The sequence below is a fragment of the Solibacillus ferritrahens genome (assembly GCF_037027585.1).
Lineage (GTDB): Bacteria > Bacillota > Bacilli > Bacillales_A > Planococcaceae > Solibacillus > Solibacillus ferritrahens.
This window is the reverse complement of sequence record NZ_JAXCLE010000001.1, coordinates 66,121-89,012: the sequence shown is the minus strand read 5'-3', so window position 1 is coordinate 89,012 and position 22,892 is coordinate 66,121. Positions and strand designations below refer to the sequence as shown.

The 22,892-nt window shown below is 36.8% G+C and carries 21 protein-coding genes; 15 read left to right on the top strand and 6 right to left on the bottom strand.

Features of this window, described 5'->3' with window-relative positions; genetic code table 11:
• Positions 1-3: 3 nt before the first annotated feature.
• The 3 genes from SNE38_RS00455 to SNE38_RS00445 form a co-directional block, all read right to left on the bottom strand.
• Positions 4-1,725: an ABC transporter permease gene (locus SNE38_RS00455; RefSeq protein WP_191703791.1), complete on the bottom strand. Its 1,722-nt coding sequence runs from the start codon at positions 1,723-1,725 to the stop codon at positions 4-6.
• Positions 1,726-1,740: 15 nt separating this feature from the next.
• Positions 1,741-2,811 carry an ABC transporter ATP-binding protein gene (locus tag SNE38_RS00450; RefSeq protein ID WP_191703792.1) on the bottom strand — a complete coding sequence of 357 codons (1,071 nt, stop codon included), beginning with the start codon at positions 2,809-2,811 and terminating at the stop codon, positions 1,741-1,743.
• A 73-nt stretch (positions 2,812-2,884) separates the two neighbouring features.
• Positions 2,885-3,976 carry an extracellular solute-binding protein gene (locus tag SNE38_RS00445; RefSeq protein WP_191703793.1) on the bottom strand — a complete coding sequence of 364 codons (1,092 nt, stop codon included), beginning with the start codon at positions 3,974-3,976 and terminating at the stop codon, positions 2,885-2,887.
• Between the two features lie 496 nt (positions 3,977-4,472).
• On the opposite strand from SNE38_RS00445, the gene SNE38_RS00440 reads away from it, so the two are divergent.
• From SNE38_RS00440 to SNE38_RS00425, 4 genes are all read left to right on the top strand, one after another.
• Positions 4,473-4,895, top strand: a complete 423-nt coding sequence (locus SNE38_RS00440; protein WP_191703794.1) for a PepSY domain-containing protein — start codon at positions 4,473-4,475, stop codon at positions 4,893-4,895.
• 255 nt (positions 4,896-5,150) lie between these two features.
• Positions 5,151-5,555 carry a pyridoxamine 5'-phosphate oxidase family protein gene (locus tag SNE38_RS00435; RefSeq protein WP_191703795.1) on the top strand — a complete coding sequence of 135 codons (405 nt, stop codon included), beginning with the start codon at positions 5,151-5,153 and terminating at the stop codon, positions 5,553-5,555.
• Positions 5,556-5,568: 13 nt separating this feature from the next.
• Positions 5,569-5,973 carry a pyridoxamine 5'-phosphate oxidase family protein gene (locus SNE38_RS00430; RefSeq protein WP_336045630.1) on the top strand — a complete coding sequence of 135 codons (405 nt, stop codon included), beginning with the start codon at positions 5,569-5,571 and terminating at the stop codon, positions 5,971-5,973.
• Between the two features lie 229 nt (positions 5,974-6,202).
• Positions 6,203-7,888 (top strand): methyl-accepting chemotaxis protein, encoded by a 1,686-nt coding sequence (locus SNE38_RS00425; RefSeq protein WP_336045629.1) that lies wholly within the window; start codon positions 6,203-6,205, stop codon positions 7,886-7,888.
• A 98-nt stretch (positions 7,889-7,986) separates the two neighbouring features.
• On the opposite strand, the gene SNE38_RS00420 is transcribed toward SNE38_RS00425, so the two are convergent.
• On the bottom strand, positions 7,987-8,454 hold the full coding sequence (locus tag SNE38_RS00420) for a hypothetical protein (protein WP_191703798.1): 468 nt from the start codon (positions 8,452-8,454) through the stop codon (positions 7,987-7,989).
• Between the two features lie 176 nt (positions 8,455-8,630).
• On the opposite strand from SNE38_RS00420, the gene SNE38_RS00415 reads away from it, so the two are divergent.
• The 4 genes from SNE38_RS00415 to SNE38_RS00400 all read left to right on the top strand — a co-directional run bounded on the left by SNE38_RS00415 (position 8,631) and on the right by SNE38_RS00400 (position 12,394).
• Complete coding sequence (locus SNE38_RS00415; RefSeq protein ID WP_336045628.1) at positions 8,631-9,104, top strand: Fe-S oxidoreductase; 474 nt, start codon at positions 8,631-8,633, stop codon at positions 9,102-9,104.
• A gap of 542 nt (positions 9,105-9,646) precedes the next feature.
• The gene (locus tag SNE38_RS00410; protein WP_336045627.1) at positions 9,647-10,975 is read left to right on the top strand and encodes a hemolysin family protein; all 1,329 of its coding nucleotides are present in this window, start codon (positions 9,647-9,649) and stop codon (positions 10,973-10,975) included.
• A gap of 55 nt (positions 10,976-11,030) precedes the next feature.
• Positions 11,031-12,095, top strand: a complete 1,065-nt coding sequence (locus SNE38_RS00405; RefSeq protein ID WP_336045626.1) for a hemolysin family protein — start codon at positions 11,031-11,033, stop codon at positions 12,093-12,095.
• Positions 12,096-12,229: 134 nt separating this feature from the next.
• A complete protein-coding gene (locus SNE38_RS00400) occupies positions 12,230-12,394 on the top strand; it encodes a hypothetical protein (RefSeq protein WP_336045625.1) in 165 nt (54 codons plus the stop codon).
• A 57-nt stretch (positions 12,395-12,451) separates the two neighbouring features.
• Here SNE38_RS00400 and SNE38_RS00395 read toward each other — a convergent pair whose 3' ends face one another.
• Positions 12,452-12,655, bottom strand: coding sequence for a hypothetical protein (locus SNE38_RS00395; RefSeq protein WP_191703802.1), 204 nt, complete (start codon positions 12,653-12,655; stop codon positions 12,452-12,454).
• A gap of 152 nt (positions 12,656-12,807) precedes the next feature.
• On the opposite strand from SNE38_RS00395, the gene SNE38_RS00390 reads away from it, so the two are divergent.
• Together SNE38_RS00390 and sstT are read left to right on the top strand one after the other, a co-directional pair.
• Positions 12,808-13,734, top strand: coding sequence for a bile acid:sodium symporter family protein (locus SNE38_RS00390; RefSeq protein WP_191703803.1), 927 nt, complete (start codon positions 12,808-12,810; stop codon positions 13,732-13,734).
• Positions 13,735-14,025: 291 nt separating this feature from the next.
• Positions 14,026-15,237 carry a serine/threonine transporter SstT gene (gene sstT, locus SNE38_RS00385; protein ID WP_336045624.1) on the top strand — a complete coding sequence of 404 codons (1,212 nt, stop codon included), beginning with the start codon at positions 14,026-14,028 and terminating at the stop codon, positions 15,235-15,237.
• Between the two features lie 65 nt (positions 15,238-15,302).
• On the opposite strand, the gene SNE38_RS00380 is transcribed toward sstT, so the two are convergent.
• On the bottom strand, positions 15,303-16,223 hold the full coding sequence (locus SNE38_RS00380) for a DUF4003 family protein (protein ID WP_336045623.1): 921 nt from the start codon (positions 16,221-16,223) through the stop codon (positions 15,303-15,305).
• Positions 16,224-16,396: 173 nt separating this feature from the next.
• Here SNE38_RS00380 and SNE38_RS00375 point away from each other — a divergent pair, with 173 nt between their 5' ends.
• From SNE38_RS00375 to SNE38_RS00355, 5 genes are all read left to right on the top strand, one after another.
• Positions 16,397-17,611: a carboxylate--amine ligase gene (locus SNE38_RS00375; protein ID WP_336045622.1), complete on the top strand. Its 1,215-nt coding sequence runs from the start codon at positions 16,397-16,399 to the stop codon at positions 17,609-17,611.
• Between the two features lie 105 nt (positions 17,612-17,716).
• Entirely contained in the window at positions 17,717-18,154 is a 438-nt protein-coding gene (locus SNE38_RS00370) for an SACOL1771 family peroxiredoxin (RefSeq protein WP_336045621.1), read from the top strand.
• A gap of 13 nt (positions 18,155-18,167) precedes the next feature.
• Entirely contained in the window at positions 18,168-20,171 is a 2,004-nt protein-coding gene (locus tag SNE38_RS00365; protein WP_336045620.1) for an ABC1 kinase family protein, read from the top strand.
• Between the two features lie 287 nt (positions 20,172-20,458).
• Positions 20,459-21,943 carry a histidine ammonia-lyase gene (gene hutH, locus SNE38_RS00360; RefSeq protein ID WP_191703809.1) on the top strand — a complete coding sequence of 495 codons (1,485 nt, stop codon included), beginning with the start codon at positions 20,459-20,461 and terminating at the stop codon, positions 21,941-21,943.
• 69 nt (positions 21,944-22,012) lie between these two features.
• A complete protein-coding gene (locus SNE38_RS00355) occupies positions 22,013-22,891 on the top strand; it encodes a 5'-3' exonuclease (RefSeq protein WP_191703810.1) in 879 nt (292 codons plus the stop codon).
• The last annotated feature ends 1 nt before the right edge of the window (position 22,892 follow it).

The following is a 22,892-nucleotide window of genomic DNA, read 5'->3' as shown; positions in this document are numbered from 1 at the left end:
CTATTATATCGCACTTCCTGCAGAGCCTTTGGATAACCGTTCTGAAATAATTAATACAATGAGGATTAAAATAATCTGCAACACGCCATATGCACAAGCTGTTCCGAACTTAAAGGCATACAGCTTTTGGAAAATTGCAACCGATAATGGAATAGTAGATGTATTATAAATTAAAATCGATGCAACAAATTCCCCGATACTTTGTACAAATGCCAACAATGTACCTGCAAGTACCCCTGATAATGTAAGCGGAATGACAATTCTTCTGAAAGTATAGAGCCACGATGCACCTAAACTTCGTGAGGCCTCCTCCACAGATTGATCCAACTGCATAAGGGAAGCAGAAGTGGATCTAAATACAAGTGGTAAATGGCGGATAAAGTAGGCAAGCGGTAAAATCCAGAATGATCCGATTAACACTTGGTTAAATGTAAACACACTTTCAGTAGAGAATGCTGCGATTAAGTTAACGGCTACTACGGTACCAGGTAATGCCCATGGAATTGTGATTAAAATATCGAGCATTGTTTTCCCTTTGAAATTTAGTCTGACCATTGCGTAGGCTGCCGCAACCCCGAATATAATATTACCGATTGTCGCGATAAAGCCCATTTGCAGCGAGTTCCAGATTGGCCGCCATGTACGCTCATCCGTAAATAGCGCTTTATAATGATCAAGCGTATATTCGGTCGGTAAAATTTGAATCGTCCAGGCACCGTCTTTCGAAAAGGAAATTAAGATAAGGACTAAAATAGGTAAAATTAAAATAAGTGTACCTATGAAGGATAGAACAACAGCTATAAATTTCAAAGGTTTTGAACTAACTTCAGATCGGTGCACACTTACGCCTTTACTTAAATTTTGATAATTACGGCGATTTTGATACCAGCGCATAATAAGTAAAAATGTAATGGAAACGAATGATAAAATCGTTGACTGTGTCGCAGCCATGTCTAAGTTCCCGTTCGTTCGTGATAAATAGATTTGCATTGTCATTGTCCGTTCCACCCCGAACATAAGCGGGGCAGTATAGGAGGCCATCGACACCATAAATACGAGAAGTGACGATGCGATTAAAGAAGGTGTAAGCATCGGTAAAATAACTTTTCTCCATACTCGGATACGACTGGCGCCTAAACTTGTAGCTGCCTCCTCTAATGAAGGATCAAGTCCTTTAATTGCTGCAGAAGCGGTTAAGTAAAAGTACGTATACATTGTAAAGGTATGGACCACAATCACACCCCAAATTCCTTTCAGTGCAAAAGGAACATCCTCCAATTGAAAAAGCTGCTGAAATAAGCGCGGAAAGATGCCGCTTTCTCCATATAAAAATGTGAAAGATAAAACACCTACTAATGGTGGTAATGCCATTGGGACAAGTACTAAAATCGATAGTAATCTACGGCCAGGGAAATCATAGCGTTCCAGTAAAAATGCCATCATAACACCGACAACTGCACAACAAATCACACTAATTATCGATATATAAAAGCTATTCCAAAGTGCTTCTAAATTCGCTGTACTTTCCAAACTGAAAAACTTCTTATAATTTACAAGAGTATTCTCGCCTGCAAAACTTTGCACGAATGTTGTATAAAATGGATAAATAACATAGGCAAATAAAATTAAAAAGAGGGGAGAAATGAGAATATAAACAAAATAGCGTGATTGTGTTAGACGAGACCACCAATTTGCTTCATAAGTATCAACGGATTTTTTGCTCATAGTGTGCCTCCTCCCCTATTCTCCAAGAAAATAAATATTCTGTTTTGGAATATGCAGCTCAATCGTATCACCAGCTTGCATAATGGCTCTCTCTCTACTAATAATCATTGCTTTTAAAGTCGTGTCATTCCATCTTAAAAAGTAGTTAACACTAACACCGGTAAATTCAATAAGTTCAATTATACTTGTAATCGTATTATCACCAGGTCCACTCTCAAAAGCTTCAGGACGAATAGACACATAAATTTCATCACCAGTGTTTATTTGTAAACCTGCTGCCAAGTTTTCAGTCAAGCCTTGTAAAGTTAGTCCAGCATCATTTTCAACAGTAATAGTATCTCCTTCGATTGATTTGACTTTCATTGTAAGTAAATTTGTTTCCCCGATAAAAGTAGCAACAAAGCGATTGTTTGGTCGATGGTAAATTTCCTGTGGGGTACCGATTTGCTTGACGATGCCATTTTCCATTACCATAATTCGATCCGACATCGCCATTGCTTCAGTTTGATCATGGGTTACATAAATTGTCGTCACGCCAAGCTCTGATTGGATCCGTTTAATTTCGATGCGTGTTTCTTCTCGTAACTTTGCATCCAAGTTAGATAACGGCTCATCGAGTAAAAGTATATCCGGTTCAATGACAAGAGCTCTGGCCAGTGCAACACGTTGCTGCTGTCCACCGGAAAGTTCGTTAATTTTGCGGGAACCTAATGGACCTAAATGTACAAGCCCTCGAATACGGTCCACCTTTTCCTTGATTGTCTTTTTATCATATTTTCGAATTTCCAGACCAAATGCGATATTTTCATCGACCGTCATATGTGGGAAGAGTGCATAGTTTTGAAATACCATACCGATATTGCGCTTATTTGGTTGCAAAGTTGTGACGTCTTGATTGTCAAAGTAGATTTTTCCTTTGGATGGATAATAGAATCCGGCAATCATCCTCAATGTAGTCGTCTTACCACAACCACTCGGACCTAAAAAAGTAAAAAACTCACCTGACTTTATATCCAACTCTAAATCATGGACACTTAATACATCACCGAATTTTTTTGATACATCATTAATACGAACAGCTTTCATCACATCGAACTCCCTTCACACAGTAGTGGCTAGAAAAGAAAGACCTCTTGTGCAGAGGTCTTTCAAGTAAAAATTATTCGCCTTTGCCTTTAATATTTGAATCCCAATGTTCCATCCATTCCGCTTCTTTATCTGCCATCACTTGCCAGTCGATATCCATTGATTTTAAATCTAAATCTTTGTACCAGTCCGGCATTGCATCAGGATCGATATCCGTACGAGTCGGAATTTGATAATATTCTTCAGAAAGCTCAATCATTGTATTTTGGTCAAATAGGAATTCCATAAATAGTTTTGCATTTTCTTCATTCTTTGCATTGTTCACAATACCAACCGCATCGACTAAAATTGGTGCACCGCTCTTAGGATAAATAAAGTCAAATGTGTAATCAGTCGTATGTTTCTTAAGTAAAATATCCTGTAAGTTCCACAAAGAGATGGAACCTTCCTGACGAGCTAACTTTAAATATAATGCGTTTGGATCCTGTGTATATTCCTTCGTGTTGGCATCTAATTTTTTCAACCAGTCATAGCCTTTTGAAGGATCATCTGCACCTTGTCGATAAATCATAGATGAATAAATTGTACGCATTGTACCAGATGCAAGGACGCCTCGAATTAAAATTTCGTCTTTCCATTTCGGATCAAGTAATTCATCCCAATCCTGTGGACCTTCCTCAGGTGATATGACATCACTATTAATCATAATAACTTCAGGTAACAGCATTTCACCTACCCACCGGTTTTGTTCATCTTTATGAAGTGGATCGATATTATCGATAAATGAAGGGTCCCACTCTAAAAGTAAATCCTCACCTGCGGCAACCATCATAGCTGCTTGTGTTCCGCCCCACCAGAAGTCACCTTGTGGGTTTGCTTTTTCACCTCGAACACGCTCCAAAATTTGCTGTGCACCCATTGTCATGTATTCCACGTCAATGTTCGGGTATCGCTCATTGAATTTTTCAATAATACCTTGTACCATGTTTTCATCACGCCCGGTATAAATAACGAGCTTCCCTGAAGCATTTTCTTCTGCTGTACCATCTGTCGTGCCACTGTCGCTTTCTGTTGAGCCATTTGTCGACTCATCAGCATCATTGCACGCAGTTAAAACTAATAAAAGAGTTGCGAGAATAAGAGTTAGCCAAGTAAATCTTTTCACTTATATTCCTCCTTAAAAATAGTTTTATTTCTTTAAATCAGAATAAAATAACTATTCTGTCTTTATTCTAACTTCTATATTTTTAACATTCAATTAAATATATCCATATATATTAAATATTTACAGTTTACTATTAGAAAAAAAGTGAATAAGAAAGACATAACTTGTCGTTCTAACAGAAGAAAATGGAAGTGTAATTAGGAAGTTTGTAGAGTCAATTTTATATTTAGGAGGTGAAGAGGGGGAGTATTTTTCATAATAATACAGGCAAAATCAATTCAACTTAGGAACTGTTTTGGTATGCGAAAGATGCAAAACTTAATATTTCGTGTCGTATATTAAAACAATTCTTTTAATATATGTGTTGTTTAATTAGCTGATGCTTGAACGGCAGGTTTTTAATACCTTTCACAACATTTTCTCATCATCGGCTAGCCATGTTTTAATGATTGGGTTTAATGATTAATGTATCAACATTAGAAGGGAGAATCATTTTATGAAGAAAACTTTCATGACAGCAGCAGCCGTTCTTTCATTATCAGTAAGTTCATTATTTGCTCCAGGGGTAGAAGCAGAAGCAGCATCGAAGCCAAATTATATTTCCACAACAAAGGCGAAACAATTAGCATTAAAAGAGGTATATGGTAAGATTGTCGATCTGGATTTCGAGCGCCACAAGCTAAATCCGCATTATGAAATAGAAATCCGAACAGCAAAAGAAGAAGTAGAGTTAAAAGTCGACGCGATTTCTGGAGATGTAACAATTACTGATCGAGATCCCCTTAAGAAAAATTTGAATAAAGGTAAAAAGCATAAATTAAATAAAAAAGATCGTTCAATGGAATTTGCAAAGGCAAAACATAATCATAAAGGCGATATGAAATATAAAGGTTTAAATCGTGATCACAAAAAGCGTTAATATAAGATGAGATAAATAATAAGCTTATCAGGTGTAAATAATAATTGAAATGGTGTGCGCTTCGCATACCATTTTTTTGTGGAAAGAAAACTTTGGGGAGCGTATAAAGTTACAATTTTGTTTTATTTGCATGTATTAAGGGAATTATAAAAGTATTAGCACGACAGCGTTTAAAAATCAGCAAAAGCTTAAGTGCGTTAGTATGTGCAACTTATCCCACAAATGATGGAATTATATTACTGAAGGAGTGAAACTATGAAAAGCAACAAAGACATCGCATTACAGATTTTAAATGAGAATAGTATCGGCGTCATGGCAACGAATAATAACGGTGTTCCAAATTCACGCTACATGACATTTCACTATGTTGAATCAAAACTATATACGGTTGCTGAAAAAGATTCCACAGTAGCGCGTGAAATTACAGAATACGGAGGCACACATATTTTATTGGGGTATGAAAGTGAAGGTATTCTCGAAACCTTTTTAGAAATAGAAGGGAGTGCTGTTACAACATTGAATGATATTGTAAAGCAGCAATTGCTTGAAAAATACCCTTCACATGCAGAAGGAGACTATGTGCTAATTCAAATTACACCTACACGAATGAGAATTATGAATAAAAATGGTAAAAATCAAGAAGAAGTTCATTTAATTTAAGGGGGGCCAAGTAATGGAAACATTAAAAGAAAAAATTCTTTCTATTATTAATGACAACAATATCGGTACAATGGCTACATTAAACGGACGTCAACCTTATGTTCGTTATATGACATTTACGAATGAAGACTTCGTACTATATGCAACAACAACAGAGGATTCACAAAAAGTAATGGATTTAAATGAAAATCCATATACGCATATTTTATTGGGCTATACGAAAGAAGATATAAATGCGCCATATGTAGAAATTATAGCTAAACTGAGTGAAATTAAAGATGATACACTCAAACTGAAAATTACAAACTTTTTTAAAGATATCTTCACATCAGATGAAGGCGAGATGGTTACGATTCAGTTGGATCCTATTTCAATCAAATTAATGAATGACGGGGAGCCGCAGGAACTGAACTTTTAATGAAAGTTTCTTGCACTAATTAAATATGTATTGAAGAAGCAATGACATTAATTTGTTATTGCTTTTTTGCATGTTTCGATTAGTTCGCTTAACAAATAGAAGCTACTAATTTATACATAGTGTATAGAATGAGAAAAACAACGAAAATTTGTAAATATTTCGGGGAATTATTTTGGATTAGGTATGATAAGATTTGATTGAATTAAATATATTATATGGGGGATTTATTATGAAACTAGGTACTAAATTAAATTTAGCCTTTTACTCAATTATTGCAATAATGCTTATTACCGCAGTTATTGTATTCATCAACTTAAACATGATTGATGAAAAACAAACAGAAGCATTAGATAATCGGGTGGAGCAAATTCGATTAGTTGATGACATTCGGGCAAATCTTGCTTTTCAAGGATTATATGGACGAGCACTTATATTGGAAAATTCCGATAAAAACCAAGAGAATTTGCTTACATACGCTGGTAATTTAGATGAAAATATTAAACAGATTGAACTTTTAGCTACAACAGATACTATGAAATCTTATATAGCGGAAATTAAAATATTTAATAATCAATTTAACGAAAGTGTCGACAAATTACTTGCTACGCTTAAAAGCGGCAATGTTCAAGCTAGTACAAATCTCGTAAATAATGACATGCAAAATGCGAATGTAGGAATTTTGAATGTAGCGAATGAAATGGTAGCATTCCAAAAATCTCAGTTGGATGAAATTAAGATAGAAACAGAACAAGCAATGACAACTTCAAAAATAATATCGATGGTATCTGTTGTGATTAGTATTATTGTCGGTTTCATCATGATTTTATTTGTAAAAAGATCAATCGTAAAACCTTTGGCGACTTTAATGAACGCAGCAGAGCATATTTCAGAAGGGGATTTAACACATCCTCTAGTAAAAATTCAATCGAAGGATGAAATCGGTCAGCTAGGAACAATCTTTAATAAGATGAAGCTAAATCTTCAAAGCCTTATCCAGTCCGTTCAAAATAATTCACAGCAATTAACTGCCGCCGCTGAGGAGCTTTCAGCAAGTGCGGAAGAAATTACTGCAACGACAGAAGATGTAACACAACAAATTGAACATACTGCAGATGCAGCACAAAATTCAGCAGTTGCTTCAAATGAAAGTGCACGGGCAATGGAAGAAACTGCCCACGGTGTTCAGCGCATCGCGGAAGCTTCTCAAATACTTCACAATTCATCGTTGGATGCAAGCTCGACTGCTACAAAAGGTGCTCAAACTATTGAAAGTGCTCAAGAGCAGATGGCGACAATCAATCACTCTACCTCTACTGTGAACGAACTTGTACAAAAGCTAGCGGCGCAAACGGTTGAAATTGAAAATATGACAAAAGTTATTACGGACATTACAGATCAGACAAATCTATTATCCTTGAATGCAGCGATTGAGGCAGCACGCGCTGGAGAGCATGGGAAAGGCTTTGCGGTGGTTGCTGATGAGGTTCGCAAACTTGCGGAAAGCTCGAAGCAATCAGCGAATTCAATTGTTGGATTGACAATGGAAATTCAGCGCGATACTTTCAATGTAGAGCAAGCTGTTTCAAGTGCACTTAACTCAGTAAATGACGGCGTAAAAATCATTGGCCATGCGGGAGAATCATTCAATGAAATTGTTGGTGCAGTAAATTTAATGACAACACAAATCGAAGAAATCTCGGCAACAGCAGAGCAACTTTCAGCAAGTTCAGAAGAAGTAACAGCTTCCGTAAATGAAATTGCTGGAGGAGCAAATAGTGCTTCACAAAGTATGATTTCCGTTGCCGCTGCGATGGAAGAACAATCTGCAACAATGCAGGAAGTAAGCGGTATAGCTGTTTCTTTAGTGGATAGCGCAGCTGAATTACAACATGAAATCGGGAAATTTAAAGTGTAAAATATTCTTGCATTAAGTTGAAAATATAAATTAGAATAGCTAACAAAAAGCTCTTATGAAGCAGGAATCTCACTGCATCATAAGAGCTTTTATTTAATTTAAAAACACTGGAATGTAAGGATGGAGCCACGATTTACTGTGCTATATACCCAACCGAAACGTCCCCAACGGAAGCCTAAAATGATATTGCTAGTGACGAACGTTGGGAAAAACCAGAATGTATTACCATTTCTTTGCCAAATAAATGTGTTTCGATAAATACATCGTCTTATTCCGCTTGAACCTTGCTGTGATTGGGATGACGATAATTGCATTTGTGGTGTAAATGCAGGAGGCGGACCCATTGGCATAGGTGTGTTTCCTCCTGGTTGTGGACCACCTGGGAACGTCTGTGGTGGACCTCCCGGAAACGGATTATTACCTCCTCCTGGTGGTGGAGGTGGACCCCCAGGGCGAGGCGGATTCATCGGGAATGGACTTGGCTGATTGAACGGTGGTGGGAAAAATGGGCTGAATGGTTGTTGATTGGGGCTATCATCAAATGGGTTAAATGGATTTTGACTCAAAAATTTACCTTCCTTCATAAAGTATTCATTGCTAATCTATGTGAAAGAAAGCATCGAATCCTAGGATTTAGCCTAATTAATTGTCACTTTCTTACATTTGCGCGTAGAAAATTTGATTAATTCGCGGAATTTTAATAAAATCACGAAGAATAGGTTTCAAAGAAGGGAATTAGAAAATGAAAAAATTTATGCTCGCTATATTTTTATTATTGGTAGCCGGCTGCAGTGATGGAGAAGGGAAGCAACATACTAAATTTACAGAACAGCAGGCGGTACCATTCGAATTAGTTCATTACGAAGAAAAGATTGCCCCAATTTATGAATCACTCGTTCCACATATTGCATATGCCAGTACGCCGTCACAATTTGAATCACTTCAAGGACGTTTTAAAGTAGCTGACTTTTCAATTGATCTAGACAACTATATGGCTGTATTTATCGTTACTTATTCAAATGGCTGTGGGGTATTTGTTGATGGAGTATACGATCATGATGGATATCTAGCTGTTCAACTAATCGACTCTAATGGTAAGTCATGCGATGTAGAAGGTGTCCCTCACACTTTCGTTTTACAAGTGGAAAAAAATCAATATAAAAAAGTACAGTTGTTTAATGGTGAAATAATCAAATCTTCAGTAGATGTAGAATAAAATTTTTAAGAGCCTGGGACAGAAGTAGAAATTTCATTGGATAAGGAGAAGACCCTTATTAAGAAACGGATATTTTATAAAATTGATTGGAATGGAGGGCGAGTGTAGCTGATGGCTAACGCCTTTCGCTACAAGCAAAGCTTCCTGCGGGAACAGCAAGATTTATTTTGCGACGAGTAACCGCAGGAGCACGACGCCTGAGACGTTCGTGTAAGGCCGTGCCCGCGGAAAGCGTCCCGGAATGGAAATCAATTTTTACGCCAGCAAAAAAATGCTATTTTTCTCAGGGAGAAAAATGGCATTTTTGGGTTATTTCCCAGTCCCTTAAATTTTTTTGAGGGGATAATTTGCTATCACAAACAAAAGATTATATAATTTTCTTAAACTATAACGTGATGGTTTTGATTGCTAGCTTTAATCAATTTTCATCATATTCTTTCTTGTAATGAGCATGCTATTGCTCTCTTTGGGTACATAAATAGAAAGAAAAAAAATTATGGCAATTCATTTTGGAGGTGAATCCCTCATTTAGAGGGAAGTAATTGGACGTAAACACCATATTAAACATCATTTTATTAATTATCTTTTTAGGTTTAACAGCTTTTTTCGTTGCAGCAGAATTTGCTGTTGTGAAAATTCGTAAATCCCGTATTGATCAATTGATTTTAGAAGGTAATAAAAAGGCAGTCATAGCAAAAAAAGTAGCAGGTGACCTCGATTATTATTTATCAGCTTGTCAGCTTGGTATTACAATTACAGCAATCGGCTTAGGTGCTTTTACAAAACCGTATGTAAAGGAATTAATGTATCCAATATTTAATTGGTTAAATGTTTCGGACATTGTAGCTTCTGCTGCCTCGTACGTTATTGCTTTGGCGATTGTAAGTTATCTGCATGTAGTAATCGGTGAAATGGCGCCAAAAACGTTGGCGATTCAGTTCTCGGAGAAAGTAACATTGATGCTTGCAGGACCTCTTTATTGGTTCGGTAAAGTGATGTATCCATTCATACAGGCGTTAAATGGAACATCGCGTCTGCTTTTACGGGCAGTTGGTGTCAAATCAGCAAGTGAAGATCAAGCATACTCGGAAGAAGAGCTTAAAATTATAATGGCACAAAGTTTTCAGGGTGGTCAAATTGACCAGCAGGAGCTGAAATATTTGGAAAATGTATTTGCATTTGATGAACGTGATGCAAAGGATATTATGGTGCCTCGAACAGATTTAATAACGATTGATAAAGACATGAGTGCGGAGGAAATTGTGCAAATTTTAGATGAGCATAACTACACACGTTATCCTGTCGTTGAGAATAATGATAAAGATCGCATTATCGGTGTTGTCAATGCCAATAAGCTTCTCAGTCATATCGTATCCAACCGGGAAGTTCAGTTAGATCAATTTGTAAGGAAAGTTCCGTTTGTTTTAGGTGTAACTAGCATTCAGGATGCTTTATTGAAAATGCAAATGGCAAAAGTACATATGACAGTTGTCATTGATGAATATGGTGGCACTTCCGGTGTACTCACTATGGAAGATGTACTGGAAGAACTAGTGGGCGAAATCCGTGATGAGTTTGATGAAGATGAAGTAGATGAAATCCGTAAATCCGGTGAAAATGAATATACGATAAGCGGACGTGTATTACTTGTTGAACTGGAAGACCGTTTCGGCTTTGAATTTGATGATAGTGAAGAAATCGATACGATTGGTGGATGGATTCAACATTCGAGCATTGATTCGGTTAAAAATGGAGAAGAGCTCCAAATTGGAGATGAAATCAAATTTGATGACCATAGCTGGACAATTTCGGATATGGACAACCTTCAAATTAAAGAAGTCATTTTAAAACAGTATAAATTTCAACAGTAAAGAACCCATACTTATTTGTCTTGGAGGTGAATCCCTCAATTTTCGGGGGAATTAATTGGACAGTATTATAATAATAAATTTAATTTTAATTGCGATTTTTATTTTATTGACAGCCTTTTTCGTAGGTGCTGAATTTTCAATTTTAAAAGTGCGGATGTCACGTATTGAGCAGCTTATCGCAGAAGGTAATAAAAAGGCGATTACAGCAAAAAAAGTTACGCAGGATTTGGACTATTACTTATCCGCCTGTCAGCTTGGTATAACAATTACAGCTTTAATTTTAGGTGCGCTAGGTGAGCCAACAGTTGAAAAAATGCTACAGCCGGTTTTTGACCAGTTCAACATCCCGGCAGCAATTGCGACAGCCCTTTCCTATGTGATAGCTTTATCGGTAGTAACATTCCTACACGTAGTACTTGGTGAATTAATGCCAAAAACGCTGGCGATTCAATATGCAGAAAAGATGACGCTATTATTGGCGCCGCCACTTTATTGGTTTGGTAAAATAACGAGTCCTTTTATAAAAGTGCTAAATGGTTCTGCACAGGGATTATTAAAAATTTTCGGTGTAAAGCCAGCCGGTCATGATACGGTATATTCAGAGGAAGAGCTTAAACTTATTGTGACGCAAAGCTATGAAGGTGGCGAAATTAATAAAACTGAGCTTGCTTATTTGGAAAACATATTCGCTTTTGATTCACGTCAACTAAGCGAAGTCATGATTCCTCGTAATGAAATGATTACACTGGAAAAGAACTTTACTTTAGAGCAGATGTTAGCTGTTATAGAGGAATTTGAATATACACGTTATCCGGTTATTGGTCGAAATAAAAATACATCGGCATTTATCGGCTTTGTGAATTCGAAAGAAATGCTGACAGATATTGCTGCAGGACGTATTAATGATATGACTTCATATATCCGTGAAATCCCTCGCTATAAAGAAACCGTTGCGATAAAAGATGTGTTTTTAAAAATGCAGCAAACACGCAATCATATGGCAATTGTTACCGACGGAAAAGGGGTTACAATTGGGCTTGTTACGATGGAAGATATATTATCGGAAATCGTTGGAGAGATTGAAGACGAAGATGATGGTAATGTAGTATATACAAACTAAAAATTCCAACCTCAAAAATCGATCATTTTGCCAATTGGCCTAGTGATCGATTTTTGAATTACAGCTTTTCAGGATATAATCTTAACAAACCGTGCCCTTAAAACTAAACCTTTTAAAATGAAAGAAAGGAGACGATGAACATGCAATGTGGCGCAAAATGTTTTGTAGTGGAAGTGGAACATAATGGTGAAAAAAAGCGAATCCCTGTAACAGCCAAATCTGCGGTAAACGCTAGAAAAACGGTCCGCCTCAAGTATGAGGAAGCTGTTAAAATTATTTCCGTAAGAGTAGAAAAATAAGAAGCGATCTACTAAAAAATCGATGGCCACTTTTCAAAGAAGGGCATCGATTTTGTGTTAAAGACGATTCTGTTTTTCTAGTTTAATTTGCTTCACTAAATGAATGATGAGCATTAAAATCCCTGCTGTACATAAAACGACGCTAATGATAAACAATATGAGCCAAGCTTCCATACTCCAGTTTCCCGTAAAAAATATAGAACCTACTAATAACAGGACCCCTAAAAATAAAATAAGGTATCCACCTTTAGACAGTGACATGCCAAAAACCTCCTTCCAATACTACATCATAAAAATAACATAAAAATCGTAAATTTATCTATTAAAATGAATACAAGTTATTTAAAGCGCTTATCTGTCAGTCTGTCTATGATACAATTTATGAATTAATGTAGTAGGGGAGAAGTGGCAAAATGAAAGTACAACAACTGAATCAATTTATCCAAAAGTGGATACCCGTATTAACCCCCCTAAGCTTAATATTCGGCGTTTTTTTAGAAGATATTGGCACTCATTTATTATTTATAGTACCCATTTTATTTGCATTAATGACGCTAATTAGCAGTTTAAGCTTGAAGTTTCGAGATATTAAAGTGTTTACGCAATATCCGAAAACGATTTTATTTATGATTGGATTTTTACATATATTAATGCCTTTGTGGGCATTCCTTTTAGCAGAACTTATTTTTGATGACCGTTTATTAACGATAGGCTTTTTAATTTCTGTAGCAGTACCAACAGGTGTGACAAGTGTGATTTGGGTGACGATCAGTAAAGGGAATTTACCGCTTTGCTTAGCAATCATTTTAATCGATACTTTGATTGCACCTCTACTAATGCCGCTAATTTTACTTTTTGTAGTAGGTGAGACAATACAGCTTAATATGCTATCACTAGTGTTTGATTTAATCTGGATGATTGTTTTACCATCTTTATTAGGAATCATCATAAATGAATGGACAAAAGGAGTATTACTCGAGAAATTCGGCGGCCCTTTATCGCTCATTTCAAAGCTATGTTTATTTGCGATTATTATGGTTAACAGCAGTGCGATTGCTCCTTATGTTAAGGATATCAATTTAGAGTTGGCGAAAGTAATTGTAGTTGTATTGTTATTGGCGGTATCAGGCTATGCTTTATCGCTTATACTCAGTCGGCTATTTTGGAAGTCTAAAGGGGATCAAGTTGCGATAGTTTTTAATGGTGGAATGAGAAATATCGCAGTAGGAGTAGTTTTAGCAACGACATACTTCCCATCAAAGGTTGCCATGCCAGTCGTGTTTGGTATGCTGTTTCAACAAATACTTGCATCCATATTTTATAAAATAATCCGAACATAACAGCTGAAAATAAATTTAAAATGAGCTGTTCAATAATTTAATTCGTGTTTTTTAAGCTCTTATAGGTGAAAAGTAAGTTATATCAGTATTTTGCTATATTTTACGTTGTACTTCCAGAAAATACAGTTGTGTTAATTAGGGGGACAATGTATTATTGATATATATTAAATTAACGAAAAAGTGTTATAGAAGGAGAATCTTTAAGTAGTGGGATTTTTCTCATCAAAGATGATACTTCACTTGCTTCAACATCACGAAGTAAGTTAACAACTTAGAATTGCGGAGGAAATTATGAATAGAATGTTCGAAAAATGGAACAGCATTAACTTAGTTAGCCGTATAATCGTAGGGATAATCGTTGGAGTTGGATTAGCTTTAACAATTCCGGAAGCTGTAAGTGGAATTACTATTTTAGGGACTTTATTTATTTTAGCTTTAAAAGCAGTTGCACCAATTTTAGTGTTTGTCTTAGTTATTAATGCAATTGCTTCACATGTCGGTGGTAAATCAACAAATATGAAGACAGTACTTGCCTTATATGGGGTGGCTACATTATCTGCCGGATTTGTCGCAGTTGTTGTAAGTTTTATTTTCCCGACAACATTAACATTAAAAACAGAAGCACTGGATGTAGCACCGCCAAGCGGGATTATTGAAGTGTTTGAAAAATTATTATTCAATATCGTATCAAATCCAGTCAGCGCAATTATGGAAGCCAACTACCTTGGTATTCTGGCGTGGGCTGTTATTTTAGGAATTGCATTGAAAGCGGCGAATGATTCTACAAAAGGTGTAATTGCTAATTTTTCAGATGCGATTACAAAAGTCGTACAGTGGATTATTAGTTTAGCACCACTAGGGATTATGGGGATTGTGTTTGAAGCGGTCTATACGACAGGTCTTTCAGCTTTAAGTGAGTATTTCCGTTTAATCATCATATTGGTGGGAACGATGTTTTTCGTTGCACTTGTTGTAAATCCGCTGATTGTATTTGCAGTGGCACGAAGAAATCCATACCCATTAATTTTAATATCATTAAAAGAAAGTGGAGTAACGGCCTTTTTCACACGTAGTTCGGCAGCGAATATCCCTGTTAATATGGCGTTGGCAGAAAAACTGAAATTGGACAAAGATACGTATGCTGTATCCATTCCTTTAGGTGCTACTATTAATATGGGCGGGGCAGCCATTACGATTTCTGTTTTAACGATGGCAACTGCACATACATTAGGAATCGAAGTAGATCTTTTCACTGCAGTCATTTTAATGGTTATGGCAGCCCTTTCGGCAGCAGGTGCATCAGGTGTAGCTGGAGGATCATTATTATTAATACCATTAGCTTGTAGTTTACTTGGAATTTCAGATGATATTGCAATGCAAGTTGTAGCAATTGGATTTATCATTGGGGTTATTCAGGATTCGTGTGAAACAGCATTAAATTCTTCAACAGATATCGTATTTACAGCAGCAGCTGAGTATGCAAAAGAACGCAAACAAAATTAAAAAAAATAAAACTATGCTGAACGGTAAAAAGAAGCCATTTAGCATAGTTTTTTTATTTTAGAAGGTTAATCGCCACCGCCACCACCATCACTCCCGCCATCTGAAGAGCTTGATTCAACTGCAGAGAAAATAATATCAGAGTAATACGATTCATTCGACGGTATGTCACCAATTGCTTCATTTGATGTATAGATTTGTGTAGTGATAAGCAAGGTGTTGCATTGATTGTGATTTAATTTTAATTCTCGGCATATTTCATTGTGGATATCGTAAAGTGCCGGGAACTGGTGTACTTCAAATTTTGCTAGGGCAAGCAGGGCAATTGTTGCATAGTGGCAAGATTTTAGTTTTGTTTCTGTATTTTTTATAAATAAAGTTAACTCCTGCAGCCTTGTAAATGTAAACTCGTCAAATGTACCTGTTCCAATCGTTAAAATAAGAGCTGCATTTTTAGTGGCGTCTTTTCTTTCATAACCGATAGACACGAGTGCCTTATAGTATTGCTCAATAGTATTCGCCAAAATCCCTGTATCTTCTGGTCGCCTAGCCAGCATTGCACAAGTGGCCGGTTTTATTGGATAATATTTCATGCTTGTTTGCTTCATTAAATCAGCTAACAGTTTCTGAATTCGGTCCATATCATCCTCTGTCGTTAAATAGGCAGACGTTATATAGCTATGTTCGCCACGTGAAAACTGCTTCGTCAAACTTTTATAAAGATTGAGTGCTCCGCCAATTTTTTCAGGCTGTTTTGCAAAGTGGACATAATATGTATTAATAACTTGTTGATTGACCCGTGCGGTGTTATACCATTTCGTATGCTTCTTAATCTCCTGCCGAACCGCTTCATAATCTTCATAATGAAAAATGATATTACGCACTGTAAGCTTCAGTGCTAAATTAATGTAAAAAGATTTGGCATCCGAGCCAAAGTATAAATTAATTTTATCGATGTTAGTAAAAAACAATTGTAATTGAGCATTCATAGCGATCACCTCTTACTTAATACGTACGTTTTAAAAGAAGAGAAGTTTCAAAATCAGGAACATTGTTTGACAAAATTCGTTTGTAAATTACAGCATAAATCGAAAGAGTATTGTATGATAAATAAGTGAAAAATGAAATGAAAGACCTTGAACAAATTGAGAGGAAGTAAGTTATGACCCAACAACGTTTTTTACCGATTATTGTAGGAACTGATATTAATGCATATAACATGGCGATTTCGTTCCATGAAGAATATAAAATACGTCCAGTTTTAGTAGGAAAGGGTGTATTGCCCTTTACAAATTTAAGTAATATACCACGTGCGATTGAATATGATAAAAAGTTGGGCGATCCGACACAATTTGCGAAGATTTTAATTAGTGTTGCAAAGAAATATGAAAAAGAAGCAGAAAAGTTAATTTTAGTCGGTACGAATGATTTATATGTCCGCTTAATTATTGAAAATCGTGCAATTTTACAGGATTATTTCGTATTCAACTACATCAACGAAGATTTAATGAATGACTTGCAAATTAAATCCAACTTCTACAAGCTGTGTGAGCAGTTTGACATCGATATTCCAACGACAGTATTTTATGATTGCCGGCAAGACGGATCATTTGAACAGCAAATGATGTATCCTGTTATAATTAAACCGAGCAACGGCATTGAATATAGCCGCCATCCATTTGAAGGACAGGCAAAAGTATTCAAAGTGGAAAGTAAAGAAGAAGTACAAAATGTAATCGATATGATAAAAAACAGTGGCTATAATGATGAGTTGATTATTCAGGATTATATTCCGGGTGATGATACAGCAATGTGGGATTCTGTTATTTATGTAAATACGAAAGGCGAAACACAGCTCGTATCTTTTGCCCAAGTTGTTCTGCAAGAGCATACAAAAACGGCAATCGGAAATTATACGGCATTAATTTCCCGTTACAATGAAGAAGTGATGACGAAGCTACGGGGCTTTTTAGAAGCAGTTGGCTATCGTGGATACGGGAACTTTGATTTAAAATACGATGAGCGTGATGGGAAATTTAAAGTGTTTGAAGTAAATATTCGCCAAGGTCGTTCAAGCTACTATATTAACGCAATGGGTCACAATATGGCCCGCTATTTTGTGGAAGATTTAATAAACGATATTCCAAAACCATGCGCCTATTTAAAGGGGGACGTGCTCTTTTCGGTCGTACCTAAAATTGTATTGAAAAATTTCGTTCATGATGAAGATGTGAAAAAGGATATCGAGCGTCTAATTCAAGAAAAGAAACTTGTTAATCCGCTATTCTACAAGCAGGACAAGCATTTAAAACGTAAATTTTACATGTTCATACGTCAAGTTAACTACTATAAAAAGTACAAAGAAAACGTCTGGTAAAGTCGAAGCCCATCAACGAGCAACTCTTGTTGATGGGCTTTTTTATCGGGAATTAACTATAAATAATGTTATAGTAAAAGAAAAAAATGAAAAGAGTGAATATTCATGACAATACATACATTTACATTACATATAGATTGGCCAGGGGGTCGCAATTCGGTAGGAGAGCTTTCGGCAGAGCGCTTGCAAACCAAAATTTCCATTCCTCCAGAAATGAATGGCCCCGGTATCGGTACAAATCCGGACGAGATGTTGCTAGGTGCAGCAGCAACATGCTATTTGATTACGCTTGCGGCAATGCTTGAACGAAGTGAAATAGAAGCAGAACTCACATTGGAATCAAAGGGACTTGTTGATGTGACAAACGGCGTATTTACTTATAAAGCGATTCATCATTATGTAGAGATTTTACTAAAAAACAAAGAAGATGATCGTGGGCGTCGTATAGCAGAGCGCTATGCATATAAAGCGGAGGAAACATGTATGATTAGTAAGGCGTTAAAAGGGAATGTAGATATAGAAGTACATTTAACTCTGAGATAAAGGGGCGATTATGATGAATATCGTTTCAGCAATGATCCAACTTTTAGTTGCAGCGGTAATTATTTTTTTCATTAGCGGTCGATTAATTGGTTCACAGGTGAGCTTAACGAAAAGAATTATGTCAGTAATAATTAGTGTAGCTTTTACAACCTTTGTATTTTGGTATACGTACTTGCGTGGTTCAGACTACTATGACCAAGGTATTGTTTCCAATGTTGTTAATATAGCAACACTTTTATGGTTAGGAAGTATGCTCCTTATTTCCATGCTCTTTTATTTGCTTTTTGAGCTCTTTGATCCAATCGAGTTGAATGAAAAAGGGGCACCTATTGGCAGGCGTTCGTATTTTAGAACGTTCATTACGTATTGGAGGCGACAAAAACGTTTGCGCCAAGTAGTGAGTATTGCCGTGAAAAACGGGGTCACAAGAACGATGAAGTATGCACGTGCCCGTGAGGATGAACGTGAGCTAGCAAAGGCATTACGGGAAACACTTGAACAGTGTGGTGGAGTATTTATAAAGTTTGGACAAGTTCTATCAACCCGTAAAGAGCTATTGTCCCCGATTTTCATAGATGAACTCCAAAAGCTGCAGCAACATGTAAAACCTCTTTCTGAACAGCAAGTGGACCAAATTATAAAGGAAAACTTTAATGCAGATACTAGTAAGATATTTTCCTATTTCAGCAAAACACCATTAGCTTCTGCTTCGATCGGTCAGGTACATAAAGCAATTCTAAAGGAAACGAATGAGCCTGTCGTTGTAAAATTTTTGCGCCCTGATGTAAAAAATATTATGCATGAGGATTTGGCCATCTTAATGGAATTTGCAAGCTGGATCACAAGTAAATCGCAATGGGCTGAAAATCTTGGCTTTTATGATTTGGCAAAAGGTTTTAGTCTGGCATTGAGTGAAGAAACCGATTTTAATATTGAAGCTCGCAATATGGAGCAAGTCGCAAAAATTGTAGAGCGTGGAAGCATCGATGTAAAGGTTCCGAAAGTATATCCGGAATGCAGTAACTCAAATGTAGTAGTGATGGAGCATATAAAAGGAAAATCGGTAACGGTCGCGAATAATATATTTGTTGATTTACAAATTGATCGACATGAATTTGCCCAAACGTTACTCAAAATATTTTTGGAACAGGCACTTATCTCAGGAATTTTCCATGCAGACCCACATCCAGGTAATATTTATGTGGAGGAAACGAGTGGACGTGTAGCGATACTGGACTATGGGGCAGTAGGACGATTAGCGGCACATCAGCAGGAAGGTTTGAAGTACTTCCTCGTTGGCATACATCAAAATGATGCGGCTATTGTAGTTGATGGTATTAGTCAACTAGTTGAAAACGCTGAAAAGATCAAACATCATGAGATGGATCAGGCAATTAGTCAAATCCTATTGAAAATTAATTATGTATCGAATGTTCCGACAGACGAATTAATGTATTCTATTTTCTCAGTCGTTCGTGATTTCGGTCTACATTTTTACCCTTCAGTTAACGTGGCATTACGTGCAATTATTACTTTAGATGGCACCCTTTCAGTCATTTGTCCAGGCTTTAAAATATTTAGCGAAGTTAAAGACTTCTCAAATGATTACTTAAAAATGAATTTATTGAAGCCATTTAAGAAGCCACTTGAAACAAAACAGTACCTTGAAGAAGAACTGGCACTGTTAATACCTAATCTACGAAAAATTCCGCGCCGCATGGATCAATTGTTTAAGAAAGTCGAGAGCGGCAAAATCATATTGCATCATGATATTTTTTCGGATAAAGCAAACTCAATGTTTGTTACACAGTTATTTTCCAGGTTCGTGTTACTCCTCGTTGGAATTACGTTCGGTATTATTTCTGTGGCACTTCTCGCAATCTCGCAATTTATTCATAATGCATATGCGATTTATTTAAACACAGCTGCATATTTAGGATTATTTTTATGTGCAATTTTACTCGTACGTTTATCGATTCAGGCAATCCGAGATATGAAGCGGACAAATAAAATGTAGGGACCCATAGTGGGTCTCTTTTTTTATGGGGAAGTAGCAGTACGGGGCAATGTTCTAGTCGAATAAGCGATTCACTTTAACGCTTTACTATAATAAAATACTAATTCATTAGACAATCAACCTGCTAGTGCGTGAGTATATTTTTAGATAAAATATGAATTAAAGCCTATAAATATGGCATTTTGTACAGAAAAACGTAATTTAATATAAAAATGAGTAGAAATAAACTGTTATTTGTACAATAATAAATTTAAAGGTAAGAGGATAATGAAGAAGGAAGTGGGCAAATGATTCAACTAAACGGTCAGAATTTATCAATGGAGCAGTTAGCGTATATTTTATATAGCGGGGAAAAAGTTGAGATTGCTGAAGAAGCGAAAGTACGTGTTGTAAAAAGCCGTGAAGCGGTGGAACGAATTGTACAACAAGATAAAACAGTGTACGGCATCAATACTGGATTTGGTAAATTCAGTGATGTAAAAATTGCAGAACAAGAGGTAAGCAAGTTGCAGGTTAATTTAATTCGCTCACATGCATGTGGATTTGGTGAGCCTTTTTCGGAGAAGGTTGCCAAAGCAATGATGGTACTTCGGCTAAATGCTTTATTGAAAGGGTTATCAGGTATTCGATTAGAAGTTTTGGAACGATTATTATATATGATTAATGAAGATGTAATACCGGTAATTCCGCAACAGGGTTCACTTGGAGCATCGGGAGATTTAGCACCGCTTTCCCATCTAGTATTGGCCCTAATTGGTGAAGGAGATGTTTTTGTAAATGGTATATCCCAATCTTCTCATGAAGTGTTTGAACAGCGAGGACTGTCTAAAATTGAATTACAGGCAAAAGAAGGTCTTGCTTTAATTAACGGTACACAGGCAATGACTGCACAAGGTGTAGTCAACTATATAGAGGCAGAAAAGTTAGCCTATGCCAGTGAATGGATTGCCGCGATGACAATGGAAAGTCTGTACGGTATTATTGATGCATTTCACCCTGCTGTTCATGAAGCGCGCGGTATGAAAGAGCAAATGGATGTTGCAGCTCGTATGCGTAATTGGTTGCAAGATAGTATGCTTATTACACACCAAGGAGAAAAGCGTGTTCAGGATCCTTATTCATTACGGTGTATTCCACAAATTCATGGTGCAAGCTGGCAAGTATTAAATTATGTAAAAGAAAAGCTGGAAATCGAAATGAACGCAGCAACAGACAATCCACTTATTTTCGAGGATGGAGACGTTGTTATTTCAGGTGGTAATTTTCATGGGCAGCCGATTGCATTTGCCATGGACTTTTTAAAAATCGGTATGGCGGAGTTGGCGAATGTGTCCGAACGCCGGATCGAACGATTAGTAAATCCTCAATTAAACGAAGGATTACCACCGTTTTTAAGTGCAAATCCAGGGTTAGAATCCGGAGCAATGATTTTACAGTATAGTGCGGCAAGTCTAGTTTCTGAAAATAAAACACTGGCACATCCAGCTTCTGTCGATTCTATTCCGTCATCGGCAAATCAGGAAGATCATGTATCGATGGGCACAACTGGTTCTCGTCATGCACGTATGATTATTGCCAATGTACGCAATGTGCTGGCAATTGAAGCTTTTTGTGCAGCACAAGCAGTTGAATATCGCGGAGTGGATAAGATGTCTCCGAAGCTGTTGGAAAAGTGGAACGAGATACGGGAAATTGCGCCTGCTATGACAGAAGACCGCATTTTTAGTCGTGATATTAACCGTATTATCGAATACTTAAAACCTAATATGTAAGTTATTGTGAACGATTAACATTCCGAAGTTTGTTATAATATATTTCTACTAGCAAAAGAGGAGATTACTATGACAAAACCACATTTACTAATTATTGATGGTATGGCGTTATTATTCCGATCGTTTTTTGCATCGGCTGCTATGAATCAATTTATACGACTGGATGACGGCACACCTTCTAACGGGGTGCAAGGATTTGTACGTCATGTTTTAACAGCGCAAAACTTAATGAAACCTACTCACTTAGCTGTTTGCTGGGATATGGGTGCACATACGTTCCGAAATGATCTATATGAAGGGTATAAAGCAAATCGCCCTGCACCACCAGAAGAAATGCTGCCTCAGTTTGATATGGCAAAAGAAGTTTCGGCTATGATTGGCTGGCAAAATTTTGGTACGGCCGGTCTTGAAGCAGATGATTTAATTGGCTCTATGATTGAAAAATGGAAGGACGAAGCACAAATTACCGTGATCAGCGGCGATAAAGATTTACTGCAATTATTAAATCCTTCCACAACAATTGCCTTTACGAAAAAAGGCTATACTGAGTACGATGTGTATACGGAAAGCCGCTTTATCGAGGAATACGGTATTTTACCGAAACAATTTGCAGAAGTAAAAGCATTTATGGGGGATTCAAGTGATGGTTACCCAGGTGTAAAAGGAATTGGTCCAAAAACTGCACTTCAGCTCATACAAAGCCACGGCTCTATTGATGGAGTGTTAGCTGCATTACCGACACTAAAGCCAGGACAACGTATTAAAATAAGTGAGAATGAACAAATGTTAAGGCTTTCTCATCAGCTGGCAACAATTGATTGTTCAGCATCGATTGAATGTGATTTTGAAGCATTACGTTTGACTGACTATATGCCGGACTTGTTCGAGCTGATTGAGCAAAGAGGCTATCGTCTCATTGCCAAACATGCACGGGCAATTTACAGATAAA

Coding starts and splice junctions, on each gene's coding strand:
- SNE38_RS00455 (WP_191703791.1), bottom strand. CDS start 1,725: ATGAGCAAAAAATCCGTTGATACTTATGAAGCAAATTGGTGGTCTCGT.
- SNE38_RS00450 (WP_191703792.1), bottom strand. CDS start 2,811: ATGAAAGCTGTTCGTATTAATGATGTATCAAAAAAATTCGGTGATGTA.
- SNE38_RS00440 (WP_191703794.1), top strand. CDS start 4,473: ATGAAGAAAACTTTCATGACAGCAGCAGCCGTTCTTTCATTATCAGTA.
- SNE38_RS00435 (WP_191703795.1), top strand. CDS start 5,151: ATGAAAAGCAACAAAGACATCGCATTACAGATTTTAAATGAGAATAGT.
- SNE38_RS00430 (WP_336045630.1), top strand. CDS start 5,569: ATGGAAACATTAAAAGAAAAAATTCTTTCTATTATTAATGACAACAAT.
- SNE38_RS00425 (WP_336045629.1), top strand. CDS start 6,203: ATGAAACTAGGTACTAAATTAAATTTAGCCTTTTACTCAATTATTGCA.
- SNE38_RS00415 (WP_336045628.1), top strand. CDS start 8,631: ATGAAAAAATTTATGCTCGCTATATTTTTATTATTGGTAGCCGGCTGC.
- SNE38_RS00400 (WP_336045625.1), top strand. CDS start 12,230: ATGAACATGCAATGTGGCGCAAAATGTTTTGTAGTGGAAGTGGAACAT.
- SNE38_RS00395 (WP_191703802.1), bottom strand. CDS start 12,655: ATGTCACTGTCTAAAGGTGGATACCTTATTTTATTTTTAGGGGTCCTG.
- SNE38_RS00390 (WP_191703803.1), top strand. CDS start 12,808: ATGAAAGTACAACAACTGAATCAATTTATCCAAAAGTGGATACCCGTA.
- sstT (WP_336045624.1), top strand. CDS start 14,026: ATGAATAGAATGTTCGAAAAATGGAACAGCATTAACTTAGTTAGCCGT.
- SNE38_RS00380 (WP_336045623.1), bottom strand. CDS start 16,223: ATGAATGCTCAATTACAATTGTTTTTTACTAACATCGATAAAATTAAT.
- SNE38_RS00375 (WP_336045622.1), top strand. CDS start 16,397: ATGACCCAACAACGTTTTTTACCGATTATTGTAGGAACTGATATTAAT.
- SNE38_RS00370 (WP_336045621.1), top strand. CDS start 17,717: ATGACAATACATACATTTACATTACATATAGATTGGCCAGGGGGTCGC.
- SNE38_RS00365 (WP_336045620.1), top strand. CDS start 18,168: ATGAATATCGTTTCAGCAATGATCCAACTTTTAGTTGCAGCGGTAATT.
- hutH (WP_191703809.1), top strand. CDS start 20,459: ATGATTCAACTAAACGGTCAGAATTTATCAATGGAGCAGTTAGCGTAT.
- SNE38_RS00355 (WP_191703810.1), top strand. CDS start 22,013: ATGACAAAACCACATTTACTAATTATTGATGGTATGGCGTTATTATTC.